This window comes from Ruegeria sp. PrR005 (assembly GCF_010500245.1).
Lineage (GTDB): Bacteria > Pseudomonadota > Alphaproteobacteria > Rhodobacterales > Rhodobacteraceae > Ruegeria_B > Ruegeria_B marisflavi.
In genome coordinates this window covers 183,128-203,196 of record NZ_JAAGOX010000022.1, presented here as the reverse complement: position 1 = coordinate 203,196, position 20,069 = coordinate 183,128, and the positions used below count along the sequence as shown (strand labels likewise).

Below are 20,069 nucleotides of genomic sequence, written 5' to 3'. Positions count from 1 at the left end.
GATTTGCAAACCATGATTCCAGGCGCTCGCAACCTGATCACCGACGTGCCCGGCCTCAAGGTCGGCAACGCCGAGGACGAAGCCCTGAAATCCGGCGCGACTGTCCTGACGGCGGACCGGCCTTTCATGGCCTCGGTCCATGTGATGGGCGGCGCACCGGGGACGCGCGAGACCGATCTGCTCGCTCCGGACAAATCGGTGGCGCGCGTGGATGCATTGGTTCTGTCGGGCGGTTCCGCCTATGGTCTGGATGCCTGTTCGGGCGTCTCGGATGCCTTGCGGGCCGAAGGGCGCGGTTTCCGCGTCAGTGATGCGGTCATCCCGATCGTGCCGGGGGCCATCATCTTTGACTTGCTGAATGGCGGGCGGAAAGACTGGGCAGAAAACCCTTATCGTGCCCTTGGGCGGGCCGCATACCACGCCGCTGGCGAAGATTTCTCGCTGGGCACCGCTGGGGCCGGAACCGGGGCGCTGACCGCGATGCTGAAGGGGGGCCTCGGCTCCGCCTCTCTGGTCTTGCCGGATGGCACAACGGTGGGGGCGCTGGTCGCGGCCAACCCGATGGGCAGCGTCACGACGCCCGGCGATCGGCATTTCTGGGCAGCCCCGTTCGAGATAGACGGTGAATATGGCGGGCTTGGCCCCGACACAAACGGCGGCCTCGGCCGCCAATTGGAAAGCCGCAAGGTTAAGGCCATGCGCAGCCGCACCGAAGAGCGCGCCAACACCACGATTGCCATCGTCGCAACCGACGCCGACCTGAGCAAGGCGCAGTGCCAGCGCATGGCTATCGCGGCGCATGACGGCATCGCACGGGCCACCGTCCCCGCCCATTCCCCCGGTGACGGCGATCTGGTCTTCTCGCTTTCGACCGGCGACCGCCAGATGAATGCCCCCGAGCGCGATCTTACCCTTATAGGGCACGCGGCGGCGGTGTGCCTGTCGCGGGCGATTGCTCGCGCCGTCTATCTGGCACGTCCCGCAGCCGGAGATCTGTTACCGTGCTGGCATTCGGGGCGAACCAGGTAAAAGGCCCGTGATCAGGTGCGACACAGTGCCTGAATAAGACATTCGGACAGTTGACTCGCGGCAAGACTAACGTCTCTTTTGGCGCAACCGAAATCCCATGGAGATCACATCATGAACCGCATCGTTGCCACCGTTGTCGCCTGTGTCCTTGCCGTGCCTGCCCTGGCATCCGGCGACGCAGAGAAAGGCGAAAAAGGGTTCAACAAATGCAAGTCCTGCCACATGATCGAGAAGCCGGACGGCGAGACCATCGTCAAAGGCGGCAAGACCGGGCCGAACCTGTATGGCGTCATCGGCCGCGCCGCAGGTAGTTCCGAAGGTTTCAACTATGGTGACAGCCTCAAGGCCGCCGGTGAGAAGGGCCTGGTCTGGGACGAAGAAACCTTCGTCGCCTTCACTATGGATCCCGCCGGTTTCCTGAAGACCTATCTGGACGACACCGCTGCAAAATCGAAGATGACGTTCAAGCTGAAGAAGGACAACGAAGACGTGTTTGCCTATCTTCAGAGCGTGGCAGCCGAGTAAAGCGCATCTCACGCTTTTATACGATCAAGGCCGCAGTATCCGACTGCGGCCTTTTATACGATTGAATATGGGCCAGAACACTTTCACTCTGGCAGGGCGGTAAATCGAAGGGATGCCCACATCGCTTCAGTTGCCGCGAAACACACCCTTTCTCGGCCGGATCGGCCCCCGCGCTGAAACAGACGGGTATCATGCATGCAGGAGTTGTCGACATGGGGATGGTATGGGTATCCTGATTCCGGCCTGGGTCGATGGCGCGCTTGTCCCGGTGGACAAGCTGGAAGCGCATGAAAAGGGTTTGAAGCACAAGGCAGTATCCGTTTTTGCCGTGCGCGGCATGGATATCCTGATTCAGCGCCGCGCCCTGGGCAAGTACCATACACCCGGGCTTTGGGCGAACACCTGTTGCACGCACCCCGATTGGGATGAAAGCGCATCCGCCTGTGCAGTGCGGCGCCTGCGGGAAGAGCTGGGGATAACGGGGTTGTACCCCGAGTATCGCCATCGGCTGGAGTATCACGCGGATGTCGGCCACAACATGGTCGAGAACGAGGTCGTCGATGTCTTTCTGGCACATGTCAGGGGACCGCTGGATCTCAACCCGAACCCGGACGAAGTGATGGAAATCCGCTGGATCGGGTATCACGATCTGCTGGCCGAGGTGAAACGGTACCCCGAAAAGTTCACGCCGTGGCTGAAGATCTACCTGCATCATCACGCGGATACAATTTTCGGCCCGGACCTGATTATCTCGGCCAAGGCCTAGGGTCAGGTCGCATTTCCAGGACGGATTGGCAAAGTGTCGCTTGGCTGCGATTCCAGGATGCGGGCGTGAATCAGATCCTTGCGCAAGGGTTTCGTCAAATAGTGATCCAGACCCGCCGCCAGAATGCCATCTGAATCGCCAGACATGGCATGCGCGGTCAGCGCGACGATTGGAACGTGCCGGCCGGTTCCGGTTTCCTCCCGGCGGATTTCGATGGTGGCCTGCTTGCCGTCCATCTTGGGCATCGAGATATCCATGAAGATCAGATCCGGGCGGAACTCTCGCCAGACCTCCAGCGCCTCCAACCCGTTGCTGGCAAAGCGAAGATCAATGTCTAGCGATTTCAGCATCTTGGAGAAAACCAACTGGTTTGTCCGGTTGTCTTCTGCCGCCAGGATCCTCATCTTTCGTTGAACACCGGGCACAGGACCGTGGTCAGGTAAATCGCTTTCCCTGCTTTCCTGTTCCAGCAGCGACGATGTCGCCTGTGTCGACTGACCACCTACAAGGTTCGACAGGCGCGCGAACAGTTCCGCCCTTGGAAGCGGTTTTTGCAATATTCCCTGAACGTGGCCCCAGCCTGGATGGTTCTGGACCGACGCCGGGTTCGAGGAGAGCAAGAGCACCGGTATCTCCGTCCATCCACGGTTCCTGAGCTCCTGCGCCAGTTGCAGACCATCCATTGCTGGCATGTCAAAATCGCTGAGCACCAGATCGACCTGGTCGTCCATCTTCTGCAACGCCTCTGCCGCCGATGCGCAGCAAATGACACTCAGGGACAACTGCGAAAGCTGCCGGCTCAGTATCTCTCTGTTTACGGCCAGATGATCGACGACAAGAACGTGACGCAACTGCTTGGGAAAACTCGGCAGCACGGGTTGCTGCTCGTCACTCATCGGCAAGGTGACCCGGAATCCAAAACACGATCCGCGCCCCTCTTCACTTTCGACCCAGACCGTTCCCCCCATTATCTGAATCAACCTGCGAGATATGGCCAGCCCCAGCCCGGTGCCATCGAACTGCCTGTTGCGGTCATTCTCGACCTGATTGAATTCGCCAAATATGTGGCCAAGTTTCGATTTCGGAATGCCAATCCCGGTGTCTTCGATCGCAACATGGATGGCGCATCTTCCCACGACCGGATCCGGCACTCCGGTGACGCGGATAACCACATGCCCTTCGGACGTGAACTTGATCGCGTTGCCGATCAGATTTGTCAGAACCTGGCGGACCCGCCCCGGGTCGCCGACAAAGCGGGTGGGCAGGAAAAGATCGTAGTCGATGACCAAGGACAGCGCCTTGTTTCTGATGGTGGGCTGCATCAGCATCGTCACTTCGTGAATGCAGCGCTCCAGATCAAAGGGCTCGGGATGGAGCGTCATCTTGTCCGCTTCGATCTTGGAGTAATCGAGAACGTCATTGATGATCACCAACAGTGCTTCACCCGAGCTTTTGATCGTGTTGGCATAAAGTTTCTGCTCTTCGTCCAGAACCGTGTCGCACAAGAGCTCGGCCATACCGACAACTCCGTTCATCGGGGTCCGAATCTCGTGGCTCATATTGGCCAGAAAGGCGGATTTGGCCCGGTTTGCCGCTTCGGCCTTTTCCCGAGCGGCGCGCAACTCGGCCTCGTACCGGACCGTCGATGTAATGTTCAGCGCCAGGCTGACCACATCGCCGCCCAGCCCGCGCTGGTCCACCATCTTGACATACTGGTCGTTCCATAGCCGCAAAACGATCGGTTCCGGAGACGGTGAACTCCACCGATCATGCATCATGCCTTGCCAATCCCGGCACGACAACGCGCCGGGATCGATGATCCCTTCCTCGGCCATCAGTTGCAGAATGCGCTTGTACGTGATGCCCGGTGCCACCTCATCCAACCCGTCGAACACGCTCAGATAGGCCGTGTTCGCACCGATCAGCCGGCTTTCCGCATCGAAAAAGGCAAAGCCATCCTCGATGGTTTGAATCGAATGCCACAATCGCCGCTCGGCCACCTCGATCTTGGCATTGGCCACGGTCAAATCCGATTTGACCTTTTCGTTTTCGTCGCGGACGGTGGCCACTTCGGCCTGCTTTTCACCGATCTGTCTTGTCAGGGCCAAGGCGTGCCTACCCAATTTGCGATTGGCGGCCGACAATTCGGCCTGTTTCAATTCCAACAATCTTTCGGCCGCCAGGCGCGCGCGACGCTCCTCGGCAAGCTTGTTGACCAGGCTCATTCGTGACAATCCTCAACACAACCCGGGTGCCAACATCGAACAGATCCGTGAAAAAGGGCTTAAAGCCTGTTGGCCGGGAATCCTTGCCAAGTCCCGCGCGCGCATGCGACCCTTGCGCCAAACAGGAGGTCGGAATGCGACGTTTTGGATTTTTGCTAATTCTTTCTTTTTCAGCGTTTTTCTCTGAATCGGCGCCAGCTGGCGCACAACAGGCGATCCCGGATTTCCGCTATGTCGTGACCCGCGACATGGACTTTTTCGGCGAGGATCTGGATGCGTTGTTTGACACCGACCTGCCATCTTGCGTGCGGGCATGCGACGTCAACCGCGCCTGCGGGGCGTTCACGTTCAATGCCCGCTCTAACGCCTGCTTTCCGAAAAAAGGCGTCAGCCAGCAAACCCCCTACCAGGGCGCGATCTCGGCCCAGAAGTGGCCCCTACCGCAGGCCGTGGTGGACAGGGCACAGGCGCGTGTGGCGGGGTTGGAGTTTCTGGGAACCTCGGACCTGACCGCGGCGTCTGACCTTGCGCGCATGCTTGGGCTGCGCCACCCGGCAGGCGGCCTGGAGCTTGAACAGGTATTGGATGCGATGCGCGCGGCCTCCACTCCGGCAGAGGCGATGGGCTGGGCCGGGGCGGCCGTCTCCCTGTCTGACCGGGCCGACCTCTGGGCCGAATACGCGCGCCTCTTGCTGGCGATCCGCACCAATGACGGCGACACCCAGCGCGACTACCGGCGTCGGGCGCTGCTCGCTTCGGCCAACGCCTATTTGCGGGCGGATCAACCCGGCACCGAGGTCAATGCACTCGACATCATGGCGCAGGCCCTCGAACGTTCCGACCGGGGTCGGAACATGGTGGCGGCATTGCGGCTCGCGACGGAGATTCAGCCGCGCCCGGACATCCTGGCGGCTCTCGAAACGGCAATCGCCAAGTACGGCTTTCGGATCGTTGAAAGCACGGTCGAGAGCGACAGCGCCCTGCCGCGCATCTGCGCGCAGTTCTCCGAACCGCTGGTCAAGGCCGGGTTGGATTACGAACCCTTTGTGCAATCGCCCGATACCGCGCTGGTTGTCCAGGTCGACGGCAACCAGTTGTGTCTGGACGGGGTCGCGCACGGGCAACGCTACCGGGTAACGCTGCGCAAGGGTCTTCCGGCCGCGTCGGGCGAGACCCTGTGGAAGGACGTGACCCTCACCCATTATGTCCGCGACCGCAGCCCCGCCGTGCGCTTTCCGGGCCGGTCCTACATCCTGCCCAAGGCGGCGGATGCGGCCATTCCGGTGGAAACGGTTAACACCACCGCGCTCGACCTCACCCTGCGGCGCGTCAGCGACCGCAACCTGCTGCGCGCCGTGCAAGACGGGTATTTCGGCCGCCCGCTGTCTTATTGGGAGGATCAGAACTTTGCCGCCGATATCGCGCAAGAGGTCTGGACCGGCACCGCTGTCGTCGAAAACGATCTGAACCGCGACATGACCACCCGCCTGCCCCTGTCCGAGGCCATTGCAGGGCAACCGGCGGGTATCTATGCGCTGACCGCCCGGGTGCCCGGGGCCGATCCCTATGACGATCCGGGGGCAACGCAATGGTTTGTCCTGTCCGATCTGGGCCTATCCACCGTCTCGGGCAACGACGGCCTGCACGTCACCGTGCGCGGCCTGTCGGATGCAGCCGCCCGGGGTGGTGTTGACCTGACCCTGATCTCACGCGCCAATGCGGTGCTGGGAACCGCCACAACGGATGACGAGGGCTATGCCCGTTTCGATCAGGGCCTGACCCGTGGAACGGGGTCCGCCGCGCCTGCCCTGATCCTTGCAGCGCTGGGCGATAACGATATCGGCTTTTTGTCGTTGACCGATCCGGCCTTTGACCTGTCCGACCGCGGTGTCGAGGGGCGCAACCCGTCGGGCCCGGTGGATGTGTTCCTGACCACCGACCGGGGCGCCTATCGCGCCGGTGAGATGATCAACGCAACCGTGCTCAGCCGCGACAGCACCACACGCGCAATCGAGGGCCTGCCGCTGACCGCGATCCTGAGCCGCCCCGATGGCGTGGAGTACTCGCGCCAGGTGTCAGACGGCGGCGTTGCCGGCGGCCATGTCTTTGCCCTGACAGTCGGCACAAGCGCGCCGCGCGGAACCTGGAGACTGGAGATCAAAAGCGACCCCAAGGGTCCCGCATTGGCAAGCCAGAGCCTGTTGGTTGAAGATTTCCTGCCCGAACGCATCGACTTCACCATGTCGCTGCCCGATGCGCCGGTATTTCCCGGCGACAGCCCGCCGCTTTCAATCGAGGCGCGCTATCTCTTCGGCGCCCCCGGTTCGGACCTGACAATAGACGGGCAGGTGCTGCTGAGCGCCTCCGAGGGCATCGAGGCCTGGCCCGGCTACCGCTTTGGCCGGCATGACGCCTATGTCTCGACCCAAAGCAGCTACTTCGGAGGCGAGCGCACCGATGCCAGCGGCCAGGCCCGGCTTGCGATCGACATCCCATCACTGGATGCCGAGGGGAAGCCCCTGACAGCCACCGTGATCGCAAGACTGGCCGATGGCTCTGCCCGCCCGGTCGAACGGCGGTTGACGGTGCCGGTATCCCCCGAAACTCCGGTGATCGGCATCAAACCCCTGTTCGAAGACGTGGTCACCGAAGGCACCGAAGCCGCGTTTCAGGTCATCGGGCTGACCCCCGGCCTGACACTGGAACCGATGCAGGTGAAATGGACCCTGAACCGGGTCGAGACCCGCTATCAATGGTACCAGCTTTACGGCAACTGGAACTGGGAGCCGATCACCCGCCGTACCCGCATCGCCACCGGCGAGGCGACATTGGGCGATGCCCCCCTGTCGCTGTCCCAGCCGGTGGACTGGGGCGAGTACGAACTGGTGGTGGAACGGCTTGACGGCAGCTATGTCGCGGCCTCGGTCGATTTCTACGCCGGTTGGTATCAGGCGGCCGATGCCTCGGCCACGCCCGACCGGCTGGAAATGTCGCTGGATCGTGACAGCTATCGCCCGGGCGACACCGCCCGTCTGCGCCTTGTTCCGCGCGCCGCTGGAACGGCATTGGTTTCGGTCATGTCCGACAGGGTCATTTCGCGACAGGCCATAACGGTAGAGGCTGGCGAAACCGTCATCCCACTGACGGTGACCGCCGATTGGGGCGCGGGTGCCTATGTGACCGCGACTGTTATCCGCCCGATGGACGTGGCCGCCGGGCAGAATCCGGCCCGCGCCCTGGGTCTGGCCCATGCCAGGGTCGAACCGGTCGGCAAGAAACTGGCCGTTGCCATCGACGCCCCCGAAATCGCCGAACCCCGCCGCACCCAGCCGGTGCGCGTCACGGTCGAGGGCGCTCAACCGGGCGAAGAGACATGGCTGACCCTTGCCGCCGTCGATCTGGGTATCCTGAACCTGACCGGATTTCAAAGCCCCGATCCCCAAGGCCACTACTTCGGCCAGCGCCGTCTGGGTGTCGAATTGCGCGACGTCTATGGCCGCCTGATCGACGGCATGAACGGCGCGCTTGGAACAGTACGTTCGGGGGGCGACGCAGACAACGGTCTCAGAATGCAATCGCCGCCGCCCACGCAAGAGCTGATGGCCGCCTTCAGCGGACCCGTCGAGGTCGGCGCCGACGGCAGTGCCCAGGTCGATATCCGCCTGCCCGCCTTCAACGGCACCGTGCGGTTGATGGCGGTGGCCTGGTCCCAAGGCGCCATCGGTCAGGCCGAGCGTGACATGATCGTGCGCGACCCGGTGGTCGTCACGGCAACCGTGCCGCGTTTCCTCGCCCCCGGCGACAGCAGCCGGATTCTCCTCGACGTGACACATGCGGACGGCCCGGCCGGAGAGATGGAACTGGCTCTGACCACAACGGGCGGGCTGGACATCGGCGTGCAGCCGGGGCGTTTCACCCTGGCGGACGGCGCCAAGCAGGTTTTCGAAATCCCGGTATCGGCCAATGCAATCGGTGATCCGACAATCGACGTCAGCCTGGTCACCCCGGATGGGCGTGAACTGAGCCAGACATTGACTCTGGCGGTGCGATCCAACGACCCTGTGGTGGCGCAAACCCGCCGCTTTGCGTTGGGGGCTGGCGACAGTTTCCTGTTTTCGGACGATGTCTTTTCCGGGCTGCGGCCCGGGTCTGCCCGGGCAATCCTTTCCGCCGGGCCTCTGGCCAAGTTCGATGCGCCGGGCCTGTTGAACCTTCTCGACCGCTACCCCTATGGCTGCACCGAACAGGTGACCTCGCAGGCGATGCCGCTCTTGTATCTGAGCGCGGTGGCCGAGGCCGCGGGCCTCGGCCATGGCCCGCAGGTCACAGGCCGTATAGATGCCGCGATCCGGCGTATCCTGACACGACAAGCGTCAAACGGCGCCTTCGGTCTCTGGCGGGCGGAAAGCGGGGATTTCTGGCTTGATGCCTATGCCTCGGACTTCCTCAGCCGTGCCCGGGCAACGGGCCACACGGTCCCCGACCGCGCCTTTGCCATGGCGATGGACAACCTGCGCAACCGCATCAGCTATGCCCCAGATTTCGACGAGGGCGGCGAGGATATCGCCTATGCGCTGATGGTGCTGGCCCGTGAAGGGGCGGCGGCCATGGGCGACCTGCGCTACTATGCGGATGTAAAGGCGGGTGCCTTCACCACCCCGCTTGCAGCAGCGCAGCTTGGCGCGGCGCTTGCGTACTATGGCGACCAGACCCGCGCCGATGCGATGTTCGCCCGTGCAGCAGCGATGGTGGCGGGCCAACGGGTTGAGGATGCGGTCTGGCGGGCGGACTATGGCACCAACCTGCGCGATGCCGCGGGCTTGCTTGCCCTCGCCGCCGAGGCGGGCAGCGCGGTGGTGAACCGTGACGCGCTGCTGGCCCGGATTGACAGGTCAGCGGGCCAGATGTCCACGCAAGAGGCGGCATGGGCGCTGCTGGCCGCACAAGCGCTGGTCAAGGTCCCGGAACAATCGGGTTTGCGGGTCAATGGCGCACCGGTTGATGGGCCGTTTGTTCAGGTTCTCGATGGCGGCAGCACTGATGTCCTGAACATCACTGCATCTGACGCAAAGGCAACCGACATCACCCTGACCACCATCGGGGTACCCGAGGTTGCACCACCGGCGGGCGGCATGGGCTATACCATTACCCGCGCCCTCTACACGATGGATGGCGCGCCGATAAACCTTGACACGTTCAAAGTAGGCGAACGCTTTGTCACGGTTCTGACCGTGTCGCCGCACGAGGCAACCGGTGGGCGCCTGATGGTCAACGATCCCCTCCCGGCCGGGTTCGAGATCGACAATCCGTCGCTGTTGCGCTCAGGCGATGTGCGCGCGCTCGACTGGTTGTCGATGGACGAGGCCGCGCATGCCGAATTCCGCAGCGACCGCTTTCTCGCCGCAGTCGACAGTTTCGGCGCTCGCCCGGTGACGCTGGCTTATGTCGCGCGCGCCGTCAGCCCCGGCACGTTCCACCGCCCCGCCGCCTCGGTCGAGGATATGTACCGCCCGCAGTTCAGGGCCAGGACCGAAACCGACCGCATACAAGTGACGCAATGACCGACAAACGCGAAATTGCCGTTGCCCATTGGCGGCGGCTCGATTGCGAAGGCTCCGACCGCTGCACCCTGTGGCAGGCGGCACAGGGCTGGATGCTGCTGGGCCATGCGCATTGGCGCATCGAGGACGAGGATACGGTGCTCAGCTACGATATCCGCTGCGGATCCGACGGGCATAGCCTTTCGGCGGACGTGGCGGGCGAAAAGGCGGGGCGCCGGATAGAGCTGCGCCTTCTCCGCTCGGCACATGGATGGTTGCTGAACGATGTGATGCAACCGGGCACCTCAGACTGCACCGATCTGGACCTGAGCTTTACACCCGCCACCAATCTGCTGCCGCTGCGGCGTCTGGGCTCTGACTGCAACGGCGAAATGCAGATCCCCGCTGCCTGGCTCAAACCCGATCTCGGCAGCATTGCCCGGCTCGATCAGGTCTATACCCGGTTGGATGACCGCCGGGTGCGCTACACCTCCCCCGGCTTCAGCGCCGAGCTGGAGGTTCATGGCAGCGGCTTTGTCACCGGCTATCCGGGGCTTTGGCATGGCTGGGTCGATGGTGCCTAGGCCACACATATGGCTCGCGGCCTGCGCTGTCCTCCTGTGGGGGGGCGCGATGGCGCGCGACCGCCTTGATGCCTGGGTCGACACGACCGTTTTGCCACCGGTACTGGCGGAAACAGGCGTCGAGATGCGCGACCGGAACGGCAAGCTGCTCCGGGTCTATCAGGTCGGCAACGGCATCTGGCGGCTGGATCCCGGCCCGGTCGATCCCGGGTTTGTCGCCATGCTGGTTCGGTACGAGGACAAGCGCTTCTACAGCCATTCCGGCGTCGATCCCCTGGCAATGCTGCGCGCGGCCGGACAGGCCCTGCGGCACGGAAAGACAGTCTCGGGCGGCTCGACGCTCACCATGCAGGTGGCGCGCCTGATCGAAGACGGGCCGACCGGCCGCTGGGCCGGAAAGCTGCGGCAGATCCGCGTCGCCCTGACCCTGGAACGGCGATTGCCGAAAGAGCGGATATTGTCGCTCTACCTGCGGCATGCCCCTTATGGCGGTAACATCGAAGGGGTGCGCGCAGCCTCGCTGGCCTGGTTCGGAAAGGAGCCGCGGCGGCTGACCGCAGCGCAGTCAGCAGTTCTGGTGGCACTGCCACAGGCGCCAGAGGCCCGCCGCCCCGACCGCAACATGGATGCGTCGAAATCGGCCCGTGACCGTGTGCTGCACCGGTTGGCCGAACAGGGCACCCTTTCCACCGCAGATGTCCGTGCAGCTCTGTCCGAACCGTTACCAACGGCGCTGCACGGGTTCCCGCAACTGGCCCCGCACCTGGCCGACCGGATGCGCGCGGAGGATCCCACAGCGCGGCAGTTCGACACCACGCTCGACGCGGACATTCAGCGCAAGATGGAAGCTCTGGTGGCCGAGGCCGCCCGCAAGGCGGGCGGGCGGGTGTCGGCGGCGCTGGTCGCGGCCGATCACCAGACCGGCGAAATCCTGGCCTCGGTCGGCTCCGCGGCCTATGAACCCGCAAGACAGGGCTTTGTCGACATGACCCGGGCGCTGCGCTCACCGGGCTCGACACTGAAACCCTTTGTCTATGGGCTGGCCTTTGATCAGGGGCTGGCACATCCCGAATCCCTGATCCAGGACAGCCCGGTCATGTTCGGCCGCTATGCCCCCCGCAACTTCGACGGCCAGTTTCGCGGCGAGGTCCGGGTGCGCGAGGCGCTGCAATTGTCTCTGAACATCCCGGTGGTGCGACTGACGGAGGCATTGGGCCCTGTCCGCCTGATGGCCGCACTGACGCGCGGCGGTGCTTCTGCGCAGCTGCCATCCGGCAGCCCCGGCCTTGCTGTCGCCTTGGGGGGGGTCGGGATATCCCTGAACGATCTCGTACAGCTCTACGCCGGTCTGGCGCAGGGTGGTCGGGGGCCGCTGCTGTGGTATGACCGGACGCAGCCGCGCACAACGAGCGGACGCATCATGTCGGATGTGGCTGCCTGGCAGGTGGGCAACATCCTGGCCGGGCTGACCCCGCCGCCGGGCGCGCGAAAGGGCATCCTGGCATACAAGACCGGCACGTCCTACGGGCACAGGGATACCTGGGCCATCGGCTATGACGGGAACCATGTCATCGGTGTCTGGCTGGGCCGCCCCGATGGAACGCCGGTGCCCGGCGCCTTTGGCGGCGACGTCGCCGCCCCGGTTTTGTTCGAGGCGTTTGGACGGCTGAAACCGGATTTCTCTCCGCTGCCCCCACCCCCGCACGCAACCTTGCTGCTGGGATCGGCGGAACTGCCACAGCCGTTGCAACGGTTTCGGCCGCGCAACGCCGCGTTCGACGAGATCCCAAACGCGCCGCAACTGCTGTTTCCACCCGACGGCGCGGCCCTTTATGCCGAAGACGGTGAAATCACGCTGAAGCTGCGCGGAGGGTCGGCGCCGTTCTCGGTTCTGGTCAACGGCGAGCCCGTTGTCACGAAATCGCCGCTCAGGGAAATCGCCATGCCGATCACCGGTCGCGGTTTCACCACCTTGCTGGTCCTCGACGCCAAGGGGCAGGCGGACCGGGCCACCATCACGCTGCGCTGACAGGCCCGGTCAGGAGAGGTTTCACCGCCGGCCTTCCCTCAGCCACCCGGCAATCAGGAATCCGGTAGACAGCAGCAGAACCAACCAGGCCGGAGCCAGAGGCGTTTGCCGAATGTTGCGGGTTTCATAGGTTTCCCGAGGCGTCAGACCCAACCACCCCCGACCCGAAGCAGGCCGGCCCTCACGCACATTGCGCACGGCTGGCAACCCATCCTCCATTCGAAACACCCCGCCTCGCAGAGGCACGATCAATGGCGCAAGAACCTCTTGCGTCGCGATTGTTGCCTCGAACTCGCGCGGTGCGGCTGGACCCAGACCAACAACTGCCGTCTTGCCACCTTCGCTGAGTTTGTAGAGACCGATTTCGGGCCCCGCATACAAGGCTTCAAACCGGCCCGGCGACACCTCGGCCAGCGGGATTTCATCGGTGGTACCATCCGGCCTGGTGACCGTGACAGCCCCCACTTCGGCCTCCAACGTCCGGCGGATGATGCGCATGGTCTGGTTCTGAACCTCGGCCCACAGCGCATCTTCCTCCAACTCTGGCTCTTTCATCATCCAATGCGCCAGCCGACGCAACAGCTCCATCTGCGGGCCGCCGCCCTCGTATCCGCGTCCCCAGAGCCAGGCGTGATCCGAGGCCAAAAGCGCCACCCGCCCCTCGCCCACCCGGTCGAGCACCAGGAGCGGTCGCCCCTCGATACCGTTCATCAATACATGACCGGATCGGGGCAGAACGTCGATCTGACGCAACCAGCCGCCCCATTCGCCCGCGCCATCCAGACCAGAGGTCACGGGGTGACGCGCGCCGTCCTCGGACACCTCGGGGCGGAAATGCTCTTCAATGACCCGTGCCGTTGGCTCTGCTGGCAGGATCGGGGCCAATGGTGTTCGATAGATGCTGTCGGCGGTGGCAAAATCAGGCCCGGCCGCCACCAGAACCGCCCCGCCGCCATTCACATAGTTCGCGACATTGTCCAGATAGATGGCGGGCAGTATCCCCCGCCGCTTGTACCGGTCAAAGATGATCAGGTCGAAATCGTCGATCTTCTCCAGGAACAACTCCCGGGTCGGAAAGGCGATCAGGCTCAGTTCGTCGACCGGGACGCCATCCTGTTTTTCCGGCGGGCGCAGGATGGTGAAATGGACCAGATCGACGGAACTGTCGGACTTGAGAAGATTGCGCCAGGTGCGCCCGCCCGGGTGCGGCTGCCCCGACACCAGCAGCACCCGCAGCCTGTCACGAACCCCGTTGATCTGGACCAGCGCCGAGTTGTTGCGGTCGGTCAACTCACCATCGGCCACCGGCACCAGAAACTGGATCACATTGCGCCCGCCATGCGGTAAGGTGATCGGCAGGTCGAAGTCCTGCCCCACCGGAATGCTCAACCTGTCCGGATCGCCGCCATCGACCGATATCTGAAGTTCCGCCATCGGCCCAACACCGTCAGGGACCGCGCCATTGTCCTCGATCCTGAGGCTCAGCATGACCGGTTCTCCAATGATGGCGAATGCCGGGGCATTTTTGACCACCAGACGGCGGTCCCAATCATTCTCGCGACCGGACAGCAAAAGGTGGAGCGGCGCGGGCAGTTCAGGGGCCCGGTCGGTATCGTGGATCTGCCCGTCGGACAGCGCGATGATGCCGGCGATCCGGGCGCGCGGTTCTTCGTTCAGCGCGTCGGACAAGGCCGACATCAAACGCGTACCGCTGTCGCCGTCGCCATCCCCGACGCGAATCCGGCGCAACTCCGTGTTGGGCCGTTTCTCGATCTCGGCGGCCATGCGGTCTGCCGCCGAACGGGTCTGTTCCGGGCGGTCCGATACGGTCTGGCTCGCGCTCTCGTCCTCCAGCATCAGAACGATGTCGGTCAGCGGCTCGCGATCTTCGATCTGCCAGGCCGGGCCTGCCAGCGCCGCCAGCAAAACCAGGGCCGACAGCCCCCTCATCGCCCAGCCAGACAAGCCGCGCCAAAGTGCAAGCACCACACCGAGGACAGTCAACACCGCCAGAATGACCAACAGCGGATACGGGACCAAAGGATCAAAGAGAAGACTTCCGGTCATTGGCCCAACCTGTCCAGCAGAGCAGGCACATGCACCTGGTCCGATTTGTAGTTTCCGGTCAGCACATGCATCACCAGATTGACACCAAAACGATAGGCAAGCTCGCGCTGGCGTTCCCCGGCCAAGCCCCGGCCCACCGGTAACAGGGCGCGGCCATCGCGATCCACCGCCCAGGCCGCAGCCCAGTCATTGCCGCCGATCACCACGGGGGTGACGCCGTCATTGAGGTTTCGGAACGGCATGCCTTCGATCCGTTCCGCGCCCATCGGCGCGGATTCGACCCAGACATCGGTGCCGGAATGGCGCCCCGGAAAATCCTGAAGCAGGTAAAAGGCGCGGGTCAGCACATGATCGCCCGGCACCGGCTCCAGCGGCGGTATGTCCAGCGGAGCGGCCAGTTGCTGAAGCTTGCGGCCATTGGGGCTGCCAGACCCAAACCGCGCGACATCCGCGTCCCGCGTGTCGAACAGGATCATCCCTCCCAGACGCAGATAGGTATTCAGCCGGGCATAGGCGGCTTCGGACGGAGCTGGCTGATCCGGCGTCACCGGCCAATAGAGCATGGGAAAGAACGCCAGCTCATCCCGTTCCAGATCCACGCCAATCGGGTCGGCCGGTTCCACCGAGGTGCGGTAATAGAGCGTGCGCGACAGTCCCAACAGGCCCGCCCAGGCGACGTCATCCACGCTCTTGTTGCCCGTCACGACATGGGCCAGCACCATTTCATGCGTCGCCTCCAGGGCAAAGCGTTCCGCCGCTTCGGCGGTCTGCGCCTGCGCTTCGGGGGCGAAAACGAACACCGCCGCGATCAGGGGGGCGACCCGACGCAAGGCTCCCAGGCGACCCGACAAGGCCAGGGACGCCACGATATCAACCGCCAACAGCATCAGCGCCAAGGACAAGAGCCAGCCGCCAATCGGCTGTTCGGCCTTGACCAAAAGACCGACAACCGGAACAGACGGCGGCCACTCAGCAACCAACAGCGTCGTGTCCGGTCGCAGCACATTGCGGGCCAGCCGCCGTTTCTCGTTGCTGTAGATGCCCGGTCTGATTTCAGGGCCAAGCGGATCGGACACCAGCGCGACCCCATCGACCCCGGGCAGGTTACCCGCTTCTTCCAATTGGCCAAACCCGTCCATGACTCGAACCGGGCTCCAAACCGTGCCTTCCAGCGCCTCGGCATCGACCTGTTTGGCGCTGGACGACACCGCCAACCGGTCCAGCATTTCGACAAACAACCCCGACAACGGCAACGAAGACCACTCGGCGTCCGCCGTCACATGAAACAGAACCACCTGACCCAGCCCCAGGGGCTTGCGCGTCACCAGGGGCGTTCCATCGCTCAACGCCGCGATAACCTTGTCCGCCAGATCGGGATCGGGTTGCGCAACAACCTGGGTCGAAACGGTCACGTCGGGCGGCACTTTCAGCCCGAAAAATGGAGAATTCTCCGCAAAAGGCGCAAGTGTCTTGGCTTCGCCCCAACTCATGGCGCCGCCCACGGTGCGCCCGCCGCTGCGCAAGCGCACCGGCAAGAGCGGATCGCTCTCATCCCGGCCGATGTCGCTGGCCGCCATCCGTGGCCCCGAGAACCGAAGCAACAGGCCGCCATTTTCGACCCATTCGATCAGGGCGCTTGTTTCGGGCGGCGCCAACGTCGCGACATCGGCCAGAACGATCACGTCCGGATTGGCCGGAAGCACGTCAAGCAGCGCGCCGTCGACAAAATCAGCGGTCGGGACCAGAACCTGGGTCAAATAGTGCAGCGGCGAGAGAAGCTCCAAACCTTCGCGGTCCTGACGCCCCGCGAACAAGGCTACCTCGCGCCGCCGCAAACCGTCATCGGTCAGGGCCACAGCCCCGGCGGCGCGTTGGCCTTCCAGTTCAAACTGGGTGATCCGCGCCCGCAGTTCCGAGGGGAGCGACAAGGCAATCGTTGCCTCGGTCGCCTCGACGTCAAAACCAACCTCGGCCCGTTCCAGTACCCGCACGGTGCCCGAAGGATCGGGGCCAAGCGCGACGACCCCCTGCACCCGCTCGCTGCCACCAGCGGACCGCACAAGCGAAAGCTGAATTGCACCGTCAGCGTATTGCGCCGGGCGCAGTGCAATCACCGGGTCGGGCGATTGAAAAACCGTCACATCGCCGCGGTCGGCAAGCGCCGACAAAACCTGTTCCCGCCCGTCGAAATCCAAACCATCGCTCAGCCAATGCGTGTCAAACCCGCCAGAGACCGACCGGATGTCTTCCACAGCCGCAGCAATTTGCGCAGCCCCCGGCTGCCATGGTTCCGGCTTCAGCCCCGCAAGACGGGTTTTCCAGCTGACCGCCGACTGGAACACGGGCGCCTCTGGCGCGGACAGTCTCATCACCGCCACCGGCCTGTCGGCCCGACCTGCCTCGGTCAGCTGAGTATCGAGCAGCTCCATCCGCTGACCCCACCCTGCCGACCCGGCCCAACTGGCGTCGAGCAACAGCAAGAGCGGACCTGTGCCCTCTGCCTCGCGCTGAGGATTCAAGACCGGACCGGCCAGCCCGACGATCACCGCCGCGACCGCGAGCATTCGAATCAGCAACAGCCACCATGGCGTGCGATCCGACACGCTTTCGTCGTCGCGCAGGCCAAGCAGCAGCGTCACCGCCGGGAACAAACGCCGGATCGGCGCCGGCGGCACCGCACGCAGGATCAGCCACAAGATCGGCAGCGCCAGAAGCCCGGTCAACAACCAGGGCGACGCGAAACCAATACCGCCCAGCACCGTCATCGCGTGCCTCCATCCAGCGCGCGCCACAGCCAGAGCAAGGCGGTCTGCGCACTGTCACCCGTATGGTGCAGGCCCAGTTGCCAACCGGTCGCACGGCAAAGGTGGGTCAGGGCATCACGCCGCTCGGCGAGCCGCTCCAGGTAACGGCCCCGCAATTCACCCGCCTTCAGGGTTTCATGACGGATCGTTCCGCCGACGCTTTCGAAAATGGTCCGCCCCTGATAGGGAAAGCTTTCCTCGCTTGGGTCGAGAACCTGAAAGACAACGCCCCTGACCCCCCGGTCGGCGGCCTTGGTCAGGGCGAGCTCCACCTCGGCCAGGTCCCCCAGAAAATCGGATACGAACAGCGCGCGCGCATGTGGGATCATCGCCCGATGCTCGGGCGGCGCATAGTCTGCCGCCACATCCCGTGACCAGGCTTCGGCAAGCCTGTGGATCTGGCCGTTGCCCCGCCGTGGCGGCAATGCGGTACCGGTCAGCCCGACCCGTTCGCCCGCCCGCACCAGCAGGATCGCCACTGCAAGACCCAGCAACCGGGCCCGATCGGCCTTGGTCTCAAGCGTCTTGTCCGACGCAAACCGCATGGACGCGCCCTGATCGACCCAGAGCATGACCGATTGCGCAATCTCCCACTCGCGTTCGCGCACATATTGCACGTCCCCGCGCGCCGAACGGCGGTGGTCGATCATCCGCCGACTGTCACCCGGTTGAGCCGGGCGATATTGCCAGAAATCATCCCCTAGCCCGGCCCGCCTGCGCCCATGATCCCCCAGCAGGACGGTACCAGCCAAATGTTCCGCGCGCGCCAAAAGAGGCGGCAGGGTCTCGGCCTGTGCCTCGGCCCGTTGCCTCAGGGCGCGCGGGGCGCTCACGCGGCGGCCTCGGTGCGGGCCAATCCGGCAGCGGTTGCGTCGATCAGTTGCGCCAGGCTGTCGCCGCGCGCACGGGCGGCAAAGTTGAGTGCCATGCGGTGGCTCAACACCGGGCGGGCCATGTCGATCACGTCTTCGGCATTTGGCGCCAACCGCCCCTGCAACAAGGCCCGTGCCCGCACCGTCAGCATCAGCGCCTGCGCCGCGCGTGGTCCTGGACCCCATGCAACCGTGTCCCGCACCCGCTCACTGGCGCCGGGTTCGTCAGGCCGGAACGCGCGCACCAGATCCAGGATCATCTCGACCACCGACTCGCCTACCGGCATCCGCCTGAGCAGGACCTGCGCTGCCAGCAACTCGTCCCGTGTCATCACCTGATGCGCCTCGGCCTCTTCGGCACCAGTGGTGGCCAGCAGGATCTCGCGTTCCGTCGCGCGGTCCGGGTAATGCACGTCGACCTGCACCAGGAACCGGTCCAGCTGCGCCTCTGGCAACGGATAGGTCCCTTCCTGCTCGATCGGGTTCTGTGTCGCCAGCACATGGAACGGGGTGCCCAGCGAGCGGTTCTCGCCCGCGACCGTCACGGTCCTTTCCTGCATCGCCTGCAACAGCGCCGACTGGGTACGCGGGCTGGCCCGGTTGATCTCGTCCGCCATCAAAAGCTGGCAAAAGATCGGGCCGGGAATGAACCGGAAATGGCGGCTGCCGTCCTCGGCGGTATCCAGCACCTCGGACCCCAGAATATCGGCGGGCATCAGGTCGGGCGTGAACTGGATGCGATTGCCATGCAGCCCCATCACGGTGCTCAGCGTCTCGACCAGCCGCGTCTTGCCCAGCCCCGGCAGGCCGATCAGCAACGCATGACCACCGCACAAGAGCGCGGTCAGGGTAAGGTCCACCACGCGTTCCTGCCCGATGAACCGCCGGGTGATCGAGGCGCGCGCCTGCCTCAGCTTCTCTCCAAGCGCGTCGATTTCCCCAAGGAGATCGGCTGGTTCGGACATGGTTTTCCCTCCGCGACAACTATATGGGTATGAGTGTATCGCGCTGACAGGAAATGGCAAAAACAATGAGCGGACAAAAGCCTGTGAAACCATCTGCCGACAGTCTGGCGGCAGCGGTGCGGACAGTGAAACCAAGGGGTTTGCCGCCCGTTCACCTGTGGAATCCACCGCTGACCGGCGAAATGGACATGCGGATCGCCCGCGACGGTACCTGGTATCACGAAGGCACACCGATAAACCGGCCCAACATGGTGCGCCTGTTCTCCTCCATTCTCAAACTGGAGGACGGGCAGTTCTTTCTGGTGACACCGGTCGAAAAAGTGGTCATCACCGTCGACGATGCGCCCTTTGTCGCAGTCGACTGCGATGTGACCGGCGACGGGCGGGATCAGGTGCTGACCTTTACCACCAACGTCGGTGATACGACCATTGCCGGACCAGAAAACAGAATCAGACTGGAGCGCGATCCGGAAACGAGTGAGCCGTCGCCCTATGTCCATGTACGCGCCGGGCTGGAGGCATTGATCGACCGCAAGACGTTTTATCGTCTGGTGGACCAGGGAACCGAGCATCAGGGATGGTTCGGCGTCTGGTCATCCGGCCAGTTTTTCCCACTTGCCCCGGCAGACCAGCTTTGACGAACTGAAGCGTCGCGCTTGGTTC

12 protein-coding genes are annotated in these 20,069 nt (G+C 64.0%); 7 read left to right on the top strand and 5 right to left on the bottom strand.

Annotation, left to right across the window (positions count from 1 at the left end; all coding sequences use genetic code 11):
* Positions 1–12: 12 nt before the first annotated feature.
* The 3 genes from G0P99_RS13495 to G0P99_RS13485 all read left to right on the top strand — a co-directional run bounded on the left by G0P99_RS13495 (position 13) and on the right by G0P99_RS13485 (position 2,320).
* Positions 13–1,029 carry a P1 family peptidase gene (locus G0P99_RS13495; RefSeq protein ID WP_164130644.1) on the top strand — a complete coding sequence of 339 codons (1,017 nt, stop codon included), beginning with the start codon at positions 13–15 and terminating at the stop codon, positions 1,027–1,029.
* A 111-nt stretch (positions 1,030–1,140) separates the two neighbouring features.
* Positions 1,141–1,554: a cytochrome c family protein gene (locus G0P99_RS13490; protein WP_164130642.1), complete on the top strand. Its 414-nt coding sequence runs from the start codon at positions 1,141–1,143 to the stop codon at positions 1,552–1,554.
* Between the two features lie 223 nt (positions 1,555–1,777).
* Positions 1,778–2,320 (top strand): isopentenyl-diphosphate delta-isomerase, encoded by a 543-nt coding sequence (locus tag G0P99_RS13485; RefSeq protein ID WP_164130640.1) that lies wholly within the window; start codon positions 1,778–1,780, stop codon positions 2,318–2,320.
* Between the two features lie 2 nt (positions 2,321–2,322).
* On the opposite strand, the gene G0P99_RS13480 is transcribed toward G0P99_RS13485, so the two are convergent.
* Positions 2,323–4,545 carry a response regulator gene (locus G0P99_RS13480; RefSeq protein ID WP_164130638.1) on the bottom strand — a complete coding sequence of 741 codons (2,223 nt, stop codon included), beginning with the start codon at positions 4,543–4,545 and terminating at the stop codon, positions 2,323–2,325.
* A 134-nt stretch (positions 4,546–4,679) separates the two neighbouring features.
* Between G0P99_RS13480 and G0P99_RS13475 the strand changes: the two genes are divergently transcribed.
* The 3 genes from G0P99_RS13475 to pbpC are packed head-to-tail and all read left to right on the top strand — an operon-like array spanning position 4,680 to position 12,698.
* Entirely contained in the window at positions 4,680–10,106 is a 5,427-nt protein-coding gene (locus tag G0P99_RS13475; RefSeq protein WP_164130636.1) for an alpha-2-macroglobulin family protein, read from the top strand.
* Positions 10,103–10,669: a putative glycolipid-binding domain-containing protein gene (locus tag G0P99_RS13470; protein ID WP_164130634.1), complete on the top strand. Its 567-nt coding sequence runs from the start codon at positions 10,103–10,105 to the stop codon at positions 10,667–10,669. The genes G0P99_RS13475 and G0P99_RS13470 overlap by 4 nt, the downstream gene beginning before the upstream one ends.
* 49 nt (positions 10,670–10,718) lie before the next feature.
* Positions 10,719–12,698: a penicillin-binding protein 1C gene (pbpC, locus tag G0P99_RS13465; protein WP_239059810.1), complete on the top strand. Its 1,980-nt coding sequence runs from the start codon at positions 10,719–10,721 to the stop codon at positions 12,696–12,698.
* Between the two features lie 21 nt (positions 12,699–12,719).
* Here the strand turns inward: pbpC and G0P99_RS13460 are convergent, their stop codons facing one another.
* From G0P99_RS13460 to G0P99_RS13445, 4 genes are read right to left on the bottom strand one after another with little or no spacing between them, the layout of a single operon-like run.
* Positions 12,720–14,765 carry a hypothetical protein gene (locus G0P99_RS13460; RefSeq protein WP_164130632.1) on the bottom strand — a complete coding sequence of 682 codons (2,046 nt, stop codon included), beginning with the start codon at positions 14,763–14,765 and terminating at the stop codon, positions 12,720–12,722.
* Positions 14,762–17,530, bottom strand: coding sequence for a DUF4159 domain-containing protein (locus G0P99_RS13455; protein WP_164130630.1), 2,769 nt, complete (start codon positions 17,528–17,530; stop codon positions 14,762–14,764). The genes G0P99_RS13460 and G0P99_RS13455 overlap by 4 nt, the downstream gene beginning before the upstream one ends.
* Positions 17,527–18,402 (bottom strand): DUF58 domain-containing protein, encoded by an 876-nt coding sequence (locus G0P99_RS13450; protein WP_164130628.1) that lies wholly within the window; start codon positions 18,400–18,402, stop codon positions 17,527–17,529. The genes G0P99_RS13455 and G0P99_RS13450 overlap by 4 nt, the downstream gene beginning before the upstream one ends.
* On the bottom strand, positions 18,399–19,406 hold the full coding sequence (locus tag G0P99_RS13445) for a MoxR family ATPase (protein ID WP_164130626.1): 1,008 nt from the start codon (positions 19,404–19,406) through the stop codon (positions 18,399–18,401). Before G0P99_RS13445 ends, G0P99_RS13450 begins: the two co-directional genes overlap by 4 nt.
* A 65-nt stretch (positions 19,407–19,471) precedes the next feature.
* On the opposite strand from G0P99_RS13445, the gene G0P99_RS13440 reads away from it, so the two are divergent.
* Positions 19,472–20,044, top strand: coding sequence for a DUF1285 domain-containing protein (locus tag G0P99_RS13440; protein WP_164130624.1), 573 nt, complete (start codon positions 19,472–19,474; stop codon positions 20,042–20,044).
* Positions 20,045–20,069 lie beyond the last annotated feature (25 nt).